This is a genomic window from Teichococcus aestuarii (genome assembly GCF_003116135.1).
GTDB classification, from domain to species: Bacteria; Pseudomonadota; Alphaproteobacteria; order Acetobacterales; family Acetobacteraceae; genus Pseudoroseomonas; species Pseudoroseomonas aestuarii.
In genome coordinates, this window is the sequence record NZ_PDOA01000040.1 from 1 (window position 1) to 12,986 (window position 12,986).

10 protein-coding genes and 1 pseudogene are annotated in these 12,986 nt (G+C 68.5%); 2 read left to right on the forward strand and 9 right to left on the reverse strand.

Features of this window, described 5'->3' with window-relative positions:
* Nucleotides 1-305 (forward strand): transposase (locus tag CR165_RS23275; protein WP_181378341.1); only part of this gene is annotated, 305 nt, incomplete at its 5' end.
* A 177-nt stretch (nt 306-482) separates the two neighbouring features.
* Here the strand turns inward: CR165_RS23275 and CR165_RS23280 are convergent.
* From CR165_RS23280 to CR165_RS23315, 8 genes are all read right to left on the reverse strand, one after another.
* On the reverse strand, nt 483-1,877 hold the full coding sequence (locus tag CR165_RS23280) for an ABC transporter ATP-binding protein (RefSeq protein WP_109519290.1): 1,395 nt from the start codon (nt 1,875-1,877) through the stop codon (nt 483-485).
* A complete protein-coding gene (locus CR165_RS23285) occupies nt 1,874-2,677 on the reverse strand; it encodes an ABC transporter permease (protein ID WP_109519291.1) in 804 nt (267 codons plus the stop codon). Before CR165_RS23285 ends, CR165_RS23280 begins: the two co-directional genes overlap by 4 nt.
* The gene (locus tag CR165_RS23290; RefSeq protein ID WP_109519292.1) at nt 2,674-3,618 is read right to left on the reverse strand and encodes an ABC transporter permease; all 945 of its coding nucleotides are present in this window, start codon (nt 3,616-3,618) and stop codon (nt 2,674-2,676) included. The genes CR165_RS23285 and CR165_RS23290 overlap by 4 nt, the downstream gene beginning before the upstream one ends.
* A gap of 10 nt (nt 3,619-3,628) precedes the next feature.
* Nucleotides 3,629-5,065, reverse strand: coding sequence for an ABC transporter substrate-binding protein (locus CR165_RS23295; protein ID WP_245906715.1), 1,437 nt, complete (start codon nt 5,063-5,065; stop codon nt 3,629-3,631).
* A 302-nt stretch (nt 5,066-5,367) separates the two neighbouring features.
* A complete protein-coding gene (locus CR165_RS23300; protein WP_181378342.1) occupies nt 5,368-6,531 on the reverse strand; it encodes a molybdate transporter family protein in 1,164 nt (387 codons plus the stop codon).
* A 108-nt stretch (nt 6,532-6,639) separates the two neighbouring features.
* Entirely contained in the window at nt 6,640-9,462 is a 2,823-nt protein-coding gene (locus tag CR165_RS23305; RefSeq protein ID WP_219929846.1) for a cation-translocating P-type ATPase, read from the reverse strand.
* A gap of 51 nt (nt 9,463-9,513) precedes the next feature.
* Nucleotides 9,514-10,488, reverse strand: coding sequence for a lactate/malate family dehydrogenase (locus tag CR165_RS23310; protein ID WP_109519295.1), 975 nt, complete (start codon nt 10,486-10,488; stop codon nt 9,514-9,516).
* Nucleotides 10,488-11,969, reverse strand: coding sequence for a DASS family sodium-coupled anion symporter (locus CR165_RS23315; protein ID WP_109519296.1), 1,482 nt, complete (start codon nt 11,967-11,969; stop codon nt 10,488-10,490). The genes CR165_RS23310 and CR165_RS23315 overlap by 1 nt, the downstream gene beginning before the upstream one ends.
* Nucleotides 11,970-12,534: 565 nt before the next feature.
* Here CR165_RS23315 and CR165_RS23320 point away from each other — a divergent pair.
* The gene (locus CR165_RS23320; RefSeq protein WP_245906717.1) at nt 12,535-12,879 is read left to right on the forward strand and encodes a 2Fe-2S iron-sulfur cluster-binding protein; all 345 of its coding nucleotides are present in this window, start codon (nt 12,535-12,537) and stop codon (nt 12,877-12,879) included.
* On the opposite strand, the pseudogene CR165_RS23325 reads toward CR165_RS23320, so the two are convergent.
* Nucleotides 12,869-12,986: pseudogene (locus CR165_RS23325) on the reverse strand (IS5-like element ISMex42 family transposase); the annotation flags it as partial. The gene CR165_RS23320 and the pseudogene CR165_RS23325 sit on opposite strands and share 11 nt — an antisense overlap.

Here is a 12,986-nt window from a genome sequence, read left to right on the forward strand (position 1 = left end):
ATCAGGTGCTGGTACCCGAACTGGCGCCCGGTGACATCGTCATCATGGACAACCTGGGCAGCCACAAGGGTGCGGGCGTCAGGCCTGCAATCAAAGCCGCCGGGGCAAGCCTGCTTTATCTCCCGCCCTACAGCCTCGAGTTCAACCCCATCGAAAACGCCTTCGCCAAGCTGAAGGCCAGCCTCCGCAAGGCCGCCGAGCGCAGCGTAGAAGGCCTCTGGAGCACCATCGGCCAGATCATCGACACCTTCACGCCCACCGAATGCGCCAACTACTTCGCCGCCGCCGGATACGATGCAGCCTGATCGAAAACCGCTCTAGAGGCTGTTATGGACCTCTCATAACCTGCTGATTTTACTTGGTCTTCCGTACGCAGGTCCATCGCGGAAGGCCAGCAATATCAGGCCACTAACGGCAGGTCCATAACAGCCTCTAGAAGGCTCAGATAGAGTAAAAATCCATAAAAGATGAAATATATAACCTCAAAATCTCAAACGAATATTAGAAATTTTTGCCGCGATAGCCTCGTCATGGGTCACGAGAAGCACAGCCAAGCGCTTTTCCTCGGCAAGTTCGTCGAGCAGCTGGATGACCCGCTGCTGTGCCAAGGGATCGAGGCGCGAACTTGGCTCGTCCGCAAAAAGAAAGAGAGGGCGGAGGAAAAGCGAGCGCGCCAGCGACAAGCGCTGCAGTTCGCCGCCGGATAGCTGTCCCGGAAGCCGCTCGAGCAGGCTTCCTGCCAAGCCAAGCCGGTCAAGGATGGGCGAGAGGCTGCCCAGGGAGATTTCGTGCAGCTTTGCAAGATCGGTATAGCCCCGTCCCACCGGCAGATGCGGCGCGAAGGAACTGGGCGGGTCCTGATAGAGCTTCTGGAAGCGGTGTCGCGCAACGCCGGGTTGATGCCATACCTTGCCATGGTCGGGGCGGCACAAGCCCAGCAGGATGTTACCCAGTGTCGACTTCCCACAACCGCTTGCGCCGGTGACGGAGACGATCTCGCCAGCAGGCACCTCGAGATCCAACCCGGCGAACAAAGTCCGTTCCTCGTAGGTCTTGGCAAGCCCTCTGCCCACCACCACCGGGCTACCTCCCGAACTCGCCCGGGGCCGGTCCGGCCAATTGGCCGGCAAGGCGCCGATCAGCGCGCGCGTGTAGTCGTGCGAGGGTGCCGTCAGGATACGGGAGACCGGCCCCTGCTCCAGAAGCCTGCCTTCGAGCAGCACCGCCACCTCGCCGCCGAGCCGCTCGGCCAGCGCGAGGTCGTGCGTGACCACGATGGTGGTCTGGCCCTGAGCCGAGGCTGACTGAAGGCCTCTGGCCACCTCCTCCACCCGATCGGCGTCCAATCCCTTGGTTGGCTCGTCCGCCAGGAAAAGTCCGCCCTCTCCCACCTGGGCCGTGGCGAGTGCCACGCGCTGGCACATGCCGCCCGAGAGCTGGTGCGGGTAGCGCCGGCCGCTGGCGCCATCGAGGCCGAACGCCGCCAGCCCCGCCAGCGCCAGACGCCGCGCCGCCCCCAAGCCCTTCCTGCGGACATACCGATGCACCTCGCTTACCTGCTCCACCGCGCGCATCGAGGGGTCGAGCGCCAGCCAGGGCTCCTGCGGAAGCAGGCAGAGCTCCCGCCCCCACAGGGCGCGGCGCTGGCGCTGCGGCAGCGCCAGCAGGTCGGTATCGCCCCAGAAGGCCCGGCCGCTGGCCTGCAGCTCCTCCGGCAGCGTGCCCATCAGCGCGTGCAGCACCAACGACTTGCCCGAGCCGCTCTCGCCCAGCAGGGTGAAGGTGCCGCCCGGCTGCACCGCGAAGGACACCTCCTGCACGATGGGTCCGCCGGCGCCCCGGACCGCCAGCCGCTCGACGCGCAGCCCCCGCGTCACCGTGAGCCGCGCCCGGCCAGCAGGTGGAGGGACAGCACGGTCAGCGCCACCATCGCGGTAGGGAGCAGCGCGTGCCACGGCGCCTCGGCGTAGTACGGGAGCAGCTCGATCGTCATGGTGCCCCATTCGGCCACGGGCGGGCGGAGGCCGATGCCGATCACCGACAGGGCGGAGATGGTGAAGATGGCGGTGCCCAGGTTGAAGGCCATCAGCGTGCTCAGCACCGGTGCCAGCGGCGGCAACAGCAGGTGCCGCGCCACGTAGAGGCGCGAGAAGCCGTTCAGCCGCGCCGCCTCGACATGCGGCCGCCGCAGCTCGAAGGCGGCGACCGAGCGGGTGACGCGGAAATACTCGACCCACTGGTAGCTCGCCAGGCCGAGGTAGATGAACACGAAGTTTCCCGGCCCCAGGCTGGCGAACAGCAGCACCAGCAGCACGCTGGGCAGCGCCAGGATCCCATCGGCCAGCAGCGAGAGGGCGCGGTCGGCCAGGCGGCCGCCCGCGGCGGCCAGCAGGCCGAGCAGGACGCCCGTCACGGCGGCGCCGGCGACCGTCGCAAGCGCCAGCGACAACGACAGGCGGGAGGCTGCGGCGAGCCGGGCCAGCATGCTGCGGCCGAGCTGGTCCGTGCCCAGCGGATCGCTGCCCCCGAAGGGCGCCAGGATATTGAAGAGGTTCTGCCGGTTCGGATCAGCCGCGATCAGCCAGGGGCCGAGAAGTGCGAAACCCGCGATGGCGGCGAGCAGAACCGCCCCAACCCAGCGGCCGGCACCCATGCGGCGGAGCACCGGCCGCCTCATCGGGCGCTCCGCGCCCGCGGGTCCAGCCAGAGGCAGACCAGATCGACCATTGTGTTCACAACCACGAAGATCAGGCCAAGCGCCAGGGCCGTGCCCTGGATCATCGGCACGTCGCTGGAGAAAACGGCGCGCACGATCGCCTGGCCGATGCCGGGAAAAGCGAACAGCGTTTCCACCACCACCACGCCCTCGATCAGCACCATGGTCTGCTGGCCCAGCACCGCCACCACGGGGATCAGCGCGTTGCGCAGCCCGTGCCGCCACACCACCAGCCACTCCGGCAGGCCCTTCTGCCGGCCGTAGCGGAAATAGGCGGTGCGTTCCGTCCGGGCCAGGCTGTCACGCATCACGCGGGAGGTGACGGCCGCCATGCCGAGGCTGAGGACGGCCGCCGGCAGCACCAGGGAGGACCAGCCAGAAAAGCCGGCGGAGGGAAACCAGCCCAGCCGCACCGCGAAGATCGCGGTGGCCACGATGCAGAGCGCATAGGTCGGCACGGTGCGGCACAGCGTGGCCACGCCCAGGGACAGCCTGTCGAACCATCCGCCCGGCGACAGGCCGGCAAGGATGCCGACCGGCAGCGCCAGCGCCACGGTCATCGCCAGGGCCAGCCCGGCCAGGGCGAGGGAACGCCCAAGCTGCTCGCCCACCTCCACCAGAACCGGGCGGTTGCTGACCAGGGAGCGGCCGAAATCGAGCGCGGCGACCTGCCGCAGCCAATCCAGCAGGCGCAGTGGCCAGGGCCGGTCGAGCCCCAGCGTGCCCCGCACCGCATCGGCGAGTTGCATGGACATCAGGTCCGCGCTGTAACGCGAGGCCGCCACGCGGAAAGCCACGTCGCCCGGCAGGAGCTGCATCAACAGAAAGCTGAAGCAGCCGACGCACAGCGCCGCGGCAACCGCCTGCAACGCCCGCGCGGCCAGCAGCCGGGCGACGAACATCCCGGAACTCCTATCGGGCGGGGCGGATGTCGCGCAGCCCGTAGCTGAGCTCGTAGGGATCGAAGCGCACCTCGGTGACGCGCTGGCTCACCGCGAAATTGTAGTCCAGCCAGGAGAGCGGGATGACCGGCAGCTCCTCCTGCAGGATCCGCGTGACGAGGCGGCGCGGCGCCTCGCGCTCCGCCGGCTCGAAGGTCGTGCTCAGCTTGCGGAAGGCGTCGAGCAGGGCCGGGGAGGACCAGCCCATCGCGCCCCAGACGCCGCCCTTCGGGCCGAAATCCTCCTGCAGCACACCGAGCGGCTCGGGCACCAGCGCGTAGTTACGCGCGGCGAGCGCCAGTTGCAGCGAGCCATCGGCGTGTGCCGCCGGAATTTCGGCGCCGCCGACCGCCTGGACATCCACCTCGATGCCGACCTCGCGCAGCTGCGCCTGGATTGCGGTGGCCATGATGGGCAGCTCGGGGAACACGGTCACCGTGCGCAGGCTGAGCCGGAAGCGGCGGCCGTCGCGGACGAGGATGCCGTCGGCTCCGGGGCGCCAGCCCAGCTCCGCCAGCAGCCGGCGGGCCTCGGCGGGGTCGTGCGCCAGAGGCGGCAGGCTCGGGTCATGCCAGCCGGCCAGCACCGGCGGCAGGAGCTGCGTGGCAGCGGCCGCGGGGTTGCGCAGAATGCCGGCGGCCATGCCGGCGCGATCGACCGCCAGGCTGAGGGCACGCCGCGCCCGCGGGTCGGAGAGCAGCGGGTCGCCGGAATTGACCAGCATGATCCGCGTGCGCGGCACCGGCTCGGAACGCAGCGCGATCCGGGGATTGCCGGCGAGGCGGCGCATGGCGGTGGGCGGCAGGGTGAAGGCCAGGTCCGCCTCGCCGCTTTCCGCCATGGTGGCGCGGCTCTCCCCTTGCGCCACTGAGAGATAGGAGGCGCGCGTGAAGGCGGGCGCCGGCCCGCTCCAGGAGGGCGAACGCTCCGTCTCCAGGCTGAGCGGCGGCGCGAGGCGGCTTACGCGGTAGGGGCCGGTGGCCACGATGCGGGTGACATTGCCGGCCGCATCCAGCGACGAGGGGGCGAGGATGATGGAGGAGTAGTTGGCCAGGAAGGCCGGCAGCGGTGCGAAAGGCTCGCGCGTGCGGATGACGACCGTGCCATCCTCGGCGGAGATCGAGTCCAGTGCGACCTGGTTCAGCACGCCGCCCTTGCCGCGCGATCGCTCCAGGCTGGCCACGACGGCCTCGGCGGTCACAGGCGTCTCGTCATGAAAGCGGGCCTTGTCGCGCAGCGTGAAGCGCCAGACCTTGCGGTCGTCCGACAGGGTCCAGCCTTGCGCCAGGGCAGGCACGGCCTGGCCCTGCCGGTCGAAGCTGACCAGGGTCTCGGCCACGTCCATCCGCAGGAAGATGTGCCCGGCCTGGGCAGGCTCGAGGCCGAGGATCTCAAAGGGAGCGACCACGCGCAGAGGCCGTTCCTGCGCAGCTGCGGCGGTGGTCAGGAGCAGCATGCAAAGGGCTGCACGCAGGAAGAGGCGCAACGGAAGCTCCATGGTTCTGGCCTTGGCGCAGAAAATGCGGATGCAACTTAATGTCAACGTCTGACAGGAGCGTAAATGTCTGATGCCCCGAAATGCGCCTGAGAGGCATCAATCGATACGGGGTGGAAATTCACCATATACCTTTGATTCCTAAGGTGATTTATCGGGCCTGTGCAGCAGGAGACCAGCCGCCTGGAAATGCTCCTGGGGTGCGGAACACTCTCTCAGCCTTGCGTGGGAGCGCGGAGCCGCTTCACGGTGCCCCGCATGACCTCCATGCCCCAACCCGCCATGAGGCCCAGGGCCGGGTTGAACAGTGCCGTCGCCACAGCCGTGACGCCGATCACGGGCCAGCAATCCGGACGGGCATCGAAGAGGCGCCGCGACAGGGCGAGGTCGGTTCCTGCGACCAGCAGCAGCGCCCCGACGGCGCTCAGGGGGATGGTTGCGAACAGGGCGGCAGCGCTGCCCGCGAAGCCGAGCGCCAGGACCAGCAGGACCGCCCCGAAGAGAACCGGCGCCAGCCCCGTGCGCGCCCCGAAGCGGTGTTGCGCGGTGATGCCCCCGGCTCCGTGGCACATCGGCATGGCGCCGAAAGGGGCGAGCAGGAGGTTCATGGCCCCAGACGTCAGGGCGAGGTTGCGCACCGTCGCGCGGTTGGCCCGGTCCGGGTAGAGATCGCGGCAGATGGCGGCGGTGACGATGACGGCATTCGTCAGAGTGAGCGGCATCTGCGGAAGGGCCGCCATCTCTATGGCCTGCCAGACCACGCTCCAGCTCTCCGGCAGCACCAAGCGGGGCAGGTGCAGGCTGAACCCGGCGACCTCCGGGGTGGGGGTGAGGCCGGTGGAGAGGCCCACCGCGACGGCTGCTATCAGGACAAGGGGTGCCACCGGCGCCTGTGGCCAGAGGCGCGGCACACCGAACAGCAAGGCAAGGGCCGGAAACCCGATCCAGGGCGTCTGGAGCACCATCGTCAGGCCCAGCCAGCCCATCATCAGCCCGAGGCCGAGCTGCAGTCCGGCGGTCACCGACTGCGGGATGAGCCGTGCCACCCGGCCGATGAGGCCGGTCGCACCGAGGACCAGCAGGACGGCGCCGATGACGAGCCCGGCGGCGGCCGTGGCCTGGAGATTGAGCTGCCCCGTCAGCAGGACGGCGGAGACCGCCTTCATGGGCTGGACGGCCATGGGGAGGCCGTAGAACAACCCGGCCGCGACAAAGGACACGCCGAAGCCGAAGAGGACCCCCGCCGGAGCGAGCCCCGCCACGGTCATGGCACCGATCACATGCGGCACGAAGGTGCCGAGATCGCCGCAGGCGCCCGCACACTCCCGCATCAGGCTGCGTTGCGGCCGTATGTCTGCCTGGCGGTCGGTCATGGTCATTTGTAGTCCACGTTGCAGCATGGGTGGCAAGGCTGCGCTGTGCAGGCGGCTAGCATGTGGTTCCAGGGATCAGAGTGCCCGAAAAAATTGCACCCTGGGCGGACCGGTTCAGCGGGTCAGGGCCACCAGCCTCGCCCGGCTCATCAGCTTGCTCAGCTCCCGCAGCCAGAGCACCGAGCTTGCGGCGGCCACGCAGACCAGCCAGTCGCTCAGGCTCAGCGGCACGGTGGAGAAGGCCTGCTGGAGGAAGGGCAGGTGGACCACCGCGACATGGAGCATCAGCGAGAAGAGGATGGCGGCCCAGAGCCAGGGATTGACGAAGAGGCCGCGGAAGGCGCTTTCCTCGTCGGACCGCGCGTTCAGGACGTTGAAGAGCTGGAACAGGGTCAGCGTCGTGAAAGCCATGGTCTGCGCGTAGGGCAGGTCGCCTGAGCCCGCGATCATCCCGCCCGGGAGCGATGCGTCGAGCACGAGCAGCGTCCCCGCCGCCATGATGGCGCCGACGAAGACGATGCCGGCCCACATGCGGGGGGTGACGACGCCCTCGCCGCGGGGACGGGGCGGCCGGGACATGGCGCCCGCATCGGCCGGATCCATGCCGAGCGCCAGGGCGGGCGCGCCATCCGTGACGAGGTTGATCCACAGGATCTGTGTCGCCAGCAGCGGCAGCGCCACGGCGCCGCCCGCCGTGGATGCCAGGCCGATGCGATCGGCCAGCACCACGCCGAAGAACATCGTCGCCACCTCGCCGATATTCGACGACAGCAGGTAGCGGAGGAACTTGCGGATGTTGGCGAAGATGGCGCGGCCTTCCTCCACGGCGGCGACGATCGTGGCGAAGTTGTCGTCGGCCAGCACGATATCCGCCGCCTCCTTCGAGACATCCGTGCCGGTGATGCCCATGGCCACGCCGATATCGGCGGCCTTCAGCGCCGGCGCGTCGTTCACGCCATCCCCGGTCATCGCCATGGTCGCGCCATGGCGCTGGAGCGTGCGGACGATGCGCAGCTTGTGCTCCGGATTGACCCGCGCATAGACCGAGACCTGGCGGACGGTGCGGCTCAGCGCGTCATCCGGCATCGCCTGCAGCTCCGTCCCCGTCACCACGCCCGCGTCATGGGCGATGCCCAGCTCGCGGGCGATCGCCGCCGCCGTGCCGGGGTGGTCGCCGGTGATCATGATGGGGCGGATGCCGGCACCGCGGGCCCGCGCCACGGCCAGCTTCGCCTCCTCGCGCGGCGGGTCGATCATGCCGATCAGCCCGAGGAAGACGAGCCCTTGCTCGAGCTCCTCGCCCAGAAGCTCCCGGGCGGTGCCGTCCTGCGGCAGGGAGCGGAAGGCGACGCCAAGGGTCCGCAGGGCCTGGCCGGCGAGCGCCTCGTTGGCGCACAGGATGCTGGCCCGGCGCTCGGCGCTCAGCGGCTGCGCCTCCTCGCCCACCAGCTCGTGCGTGCAGCGCTCCAGCAGCACGTCCGGCGCGCCCTTGGTGAAGGCGGTCAGGCGGCCCTGGCGCCGGGCATCCCGGTGCAGGGTGCTCATGAGCTTGCGCTCGGATGAGAAGGGCACTTCCCCGATGCGGGGGAAGCGCGCCTCCAGCGCCCCGCTGTCCAGCCCCGCCTTGCGCGCGGTGACGATCAGCGCACCCTCGGTCGGGTCTCCCTGCACCGTCCAGCGCCCGTCCTCCGCCTCCTGCAGCACGGCGTTGTTGGCGCGCTCGGCCGCCGACAGGGTGCGCAGCAGTTCCGTCCGCAGGCCGCCCTCGACGGCACCGCCCTCCACGCCCCGCACCCCGCCCACGGGCGCGTAGCCGGCCCCCTCCACCTCCACGCTGCCGCTCGCGGTGACGACGCGGCGCACCGTCATCTCGTTGCGTGTCAGCGTGCCGGTCTTGTCGGAGGCGATGACATCGGCCGAGCCCAGCGTCTCCACCGCGGCGAGGTGGCGGACGATGGCCTTGCGCCGGGCCATGCGCTGCACGCCGACGGAGAGCACGGCCGTGACCACCGCCGGCAGCCCTTCCGGCACCGCCGCGACGGCCAGGGCGACGCCGAGGATCAGCACGTCGAAGATGGCCCGCGCGCCACGCACATCCTCCACCAGGAGGATGGTGCCCACCATCACCACGGCGATGGCGATGACGATCGTCCCGAGCATGCGGCCGACGCGGTCCAGCTCCCGCTGCAGCGGCGTCCTCTCCTCCGGTGCCGATTTCAGCATGCCGGCGATGCGGCCCATCTCCGTCCGCATGCCGGTCGCCGTGACCACCGCGCGGCCATGGCCGTAGGCGGCGGCCGTGCCGCTGAAGAGCATGTTGGCCCGGTCACCCGGGCCGGCCTCCACCGCCAGGGCCTCGGCCTGCTTCGGGACAGGCAGGCTCTCGCCTGTCAGCGCGGCCTCGGCGGTCCGCAGGGCGGCGGAATGGACGATCCGGGCATCCGCCGGGATGGTATCGCCTTCCTCGACCAGGATGAGGTCGCCGGGCACCAGCTCGGCCGCGGGTATGCTCCGCTGCGCGCCGTCCCGGGCCACCCTGGCCTGGGCGGCCGACATCTGGCGCAGCGCGGCCACCGCCTGCTCGGCCCGCGCCCGCTGGAAATAGCCCATGGCGGCGTTGAGCAGCACCACGGCCAGGATCGCCATGGCCTCGTAGGGCAGCGCCGCGTCGCGCTCGATCAGCCAGAGCGTGGCGGAGACGAGGGCGGCGGCCAGCAGCAGGATGACCAGCATGTCCTGGAACTGGGCGAGGAGCTTGCGCCAGGCCGGGACCGGCTTCTCGCCGGCCAGCTCGTTGCGGCCATGCCGGGCCAGCCGCCGCTGCGCCTCCGCCTCTGAGAGGCCCCGCTGCGGATCCGTGCCGAGGCCCGCCAGAACCTCGGCTGCCGCCTGCCGGTAGGGCTGGACCCCGTCCTGCTGCGCGTCCATGCCGGTCATGCTCCTTGCCCGCTCCCGGTTGCTCGGGCAGCACGGTGGTCCGTGGTTGCTTTATGCCCGGCTATCCAGGGCCTTGGGTGGGAGCGCCCCGAGCCCGGCCCGGATCGCCTCACGCAGCACCCCGGCGCTGTGCCGCAGCGCCGCTTCCTCCGCTCTGTCGAGTGGCGGCAGGAATGGCTCCGAGGCCCCCTGGGCGGAAAGCACATGGGGCAACGAAACGCAGGTCTCCTCCACCCCCAACAACTCCTCCATGAAGGTGGAGACGCTGAAGACCACATGCTCGTCGTTCACGATGGCCCGAGTGAGCCGTGCGATGCAGCCGCCGATGCCGAAATTCGAGACGCCCTTGCCTTCCTTGATCCGGTAGGCGGAGGTCCTGACCTCCTTTGTCATGGCTTCCCGTAACTCAAGCGGCAGAGGGTGGCCCAGCTTCGCGGCGAAATCGACTAGCGGCATGCCGGCGATCTGCGCGCCACTCCAGTGCAGCACCTCGGAATCGCCGTGCTCGCCCAGGACATTGGCATGGATCGAACTGGGCGAGACACCCAGATGCCGCGCCAGGCGGTCGCGGAAGCGGGCGGAATCCAGAGCGCAGCCGGTGCCGATGGCGCGGCCACGCGGTAGGCCGAAGTGCCGCACTGCCACCGCCGGCATTACATCCACCGGATTGGTGGCGAAGAGCAGCACCGTATCCGGCACCACCGCCAGCACCCGTTCCAGCACTGAGGCTACGACACCGACATTCGCCGCCAGCAGGTCCAGCCGGGTCTGGCCGGGCTTCAGGCTGGTGCCGGCCGTCACCACAACAACCTGCGCTCCTGCGAGATCGGCGTAATCCCCGGCCGCCCGGATGAGGGCCGGGCTGCCGAAGGCAGCGGCATGGGCGATATCCGCGGCCTCCGACCTCGCCCGTGTCTGGTCCATGTCCAGCAGCACAATCTCGCTGACACCTGGCACATTCGCCAAAAGGTAGCCGGCGGCGGCGCCAACCAGCCCGGCGCCGATGATTCCGACCTTACCTTGCATCACAGAACTCCCATCATCGGCCAGATGGTTGCGGAGAACAGGACGAGAAGCGCCAGCCCCGCCAGCGTAATCAGGATCCCGACTTTCGCAAATTGCAGCGTCGAAAAGGCGCCTGTCGCATAGCAGAGCATATTCTGCGGCGCATTGGTGGGCAGGATGAAGCCGAAGGACACCACCATGGCCTGGATCATCACGATGCCGAAGACGGTATCCTGCCCATAGGGCAGGGTCTGGGCGAAGGCGATCATGATCGGGATCAAGGTGCTTGCCAGCCCGGTGGCCGAGGCGAAGCCCAGGTGCAGCAGGATGCTGAAGAGGGAAAGCGCTCCTACCACCAGCGCGACCGGCATCGCATCCAGACCGAGCTGCCCCAGCGTCACGCCCGCCAGCCAGGAAGCGGCGCCGGTGCGGGAGAGCAGGATGCCGAGTGAGATGCCTGCGGCGAAGAGCACGATTGTGCCCCAGGGAACCTGCTTCTCGGCCTGAGACCAGGTCATGACGCCGATGCGCGGCATCAGCAGCAGCGCGATGCCCAGCTGGGTGGTCGTCGTGGTATCCAGCGGGTGCAGCACACCCTCGGTGGACCACATCACCAGCAGCAGCAGTGCCACCAGCATCAGCCGCCACTCGGCGGGCGTCACGGGGCCGAGCTGCGCGACCTCATCCGCCAGGCGCTGCTTCGCTTCCTCCACCGGCGGCACATGCGGCCGCAGCAGCACCAGGGCGACGACAAAGAGCACCGCACACATCGACAGAGTGAAGGGCAGAGCGGTGATGAACCATTCGCCCCAGGTCAAGGTGCGGCCGAAGGAGGCCTGCATGAAGTTCAGGCTGATCAGGTTCTGCGCCGCGCCGGTCTTGACCGCCATGTTGAAGATGGAGCAGGCCTGTGCCGTCACGATCATCAATGTCGCGCCCAGGCTGCTCGTCACGGGCAGGCCGAGGGCGGTGGTGATCCCAACCATGATCGGGATGACCGCGCCGACGCGTGCCGTGGCGGAGGGGATGAAGAGCGCCAGCACGAAGCCGACGATCATGGCACCCAGCGTCAGCCGCGCCGGGGAAATGCCGACGCGAGACATCACCAGCAGCGCCACGCGCCGGTCCAGCCCTGTCAGTTTCAGGGCCACCGCCAGAAACAGCGCCCCGGCCACGAGCAGCACTGCGGAGGAAGAAAAGCCGGAAAGCATCTGCCCCAGCGCATCCGCCGAGCTCATCGCCCTGCCGCCCTCCGCCAGGGGCTTGCCCATCAGGCCCAGCACCGCCATCCCGGTGAGCACGACCGCGCTGGCCGCCGGAGAAACACATTCACTGATCCAGAGGATGATCACCAGGGCCAGTAGCCCCAATGCCACCTGCCCTGAGGCGCTCAGCCCCGTCGGCGTGGGCAGCATCAGCACCGCCAGATAAGCCAGCAGCGCAACGCCGAACCACATCAACTTGCGGTTCGATGTTGGTTCAGCAGGTGACATCAGGATCATGGGAATCTCCAGAGAATCAGAGGGTGCTGTCTCCAGGGCGTAGATGCAGCCGCCATAAGCTGCATGCACGGTCGGGCGGCAGATGGCGGTGGCTTCAGCAGCCATGCAGCGCAGCGGGCAAGCCGTAGCTCACTGATGGGATTGCGTAACAGGTAAATTCTCCTGCCGTCAGTACCGTCGTTCGCCCGCTCGGTGTCGCCTCAACCCTTGCCGGACCCGGGCACCCAGACCGTCTCTGCCAAGGGCAAGTGCAGCGCCGCCCGTATACCAAGCAAAATATTCTGCCGGCTTCAGGTGTTGTTCTCACTGCATCATGAAATTTTCTGTGATCTGAAGAAATTCATTCTCCTGCAGGCTGTTATAGACCTGCCGCTGAAGGCCTGATTTTGCTGAACCTCTACAGCGGATCTTTGCGAGGGAAACCAAATAAGTTCAGTGTATTATTGTTGACCCATAACAGTCTCTAGGCGGATCGTAGCCCCACCCGGAAGTGGCTTTCCTCAGCGAGCCCTGCATCGGTGGCGCACCGTGTGGCTTTGTGCGGCATGTAGTCGAGGAGGCTCTTTTGAGCGGAAGCAAGATCGACACAGAATCAAAGATAAGCCTCGTTTTTGAGGGACAGCCTCTGCTGGCGGAAGCCGGAGCATCCCTGCTGCAGGCCTGGATGGCGGCCGGCCAGCCACTGACGGAGAATGTCGGCTGCATGGGCCAGGGCGTCTGTGGCGCCTGCCGTGTCCTGGTGCGGCGGCAGGGCGAGCGCTTGGCCGGTACCGCGCTGGCCTGCGAGACGCAGGCAGAGGAGGGGATGCAGGTCTCCTTTTTAGATCACTTCCCGGCACGGCGCCCGCACGCCTACGATCTCCACGCGCTAACCGATAGCTGGACGGCGCTAGGGCCTGTTAGAGCTTGAGCCAGTCGGCGGCTGCTGCGAGGCAGAGGATGCCGATGAAGGATCGGGCGGTCTTCTCGTAGCGGGTGGCGACGGCACGCCATTCTTTGAGGCGGGCCCAAAGGTTC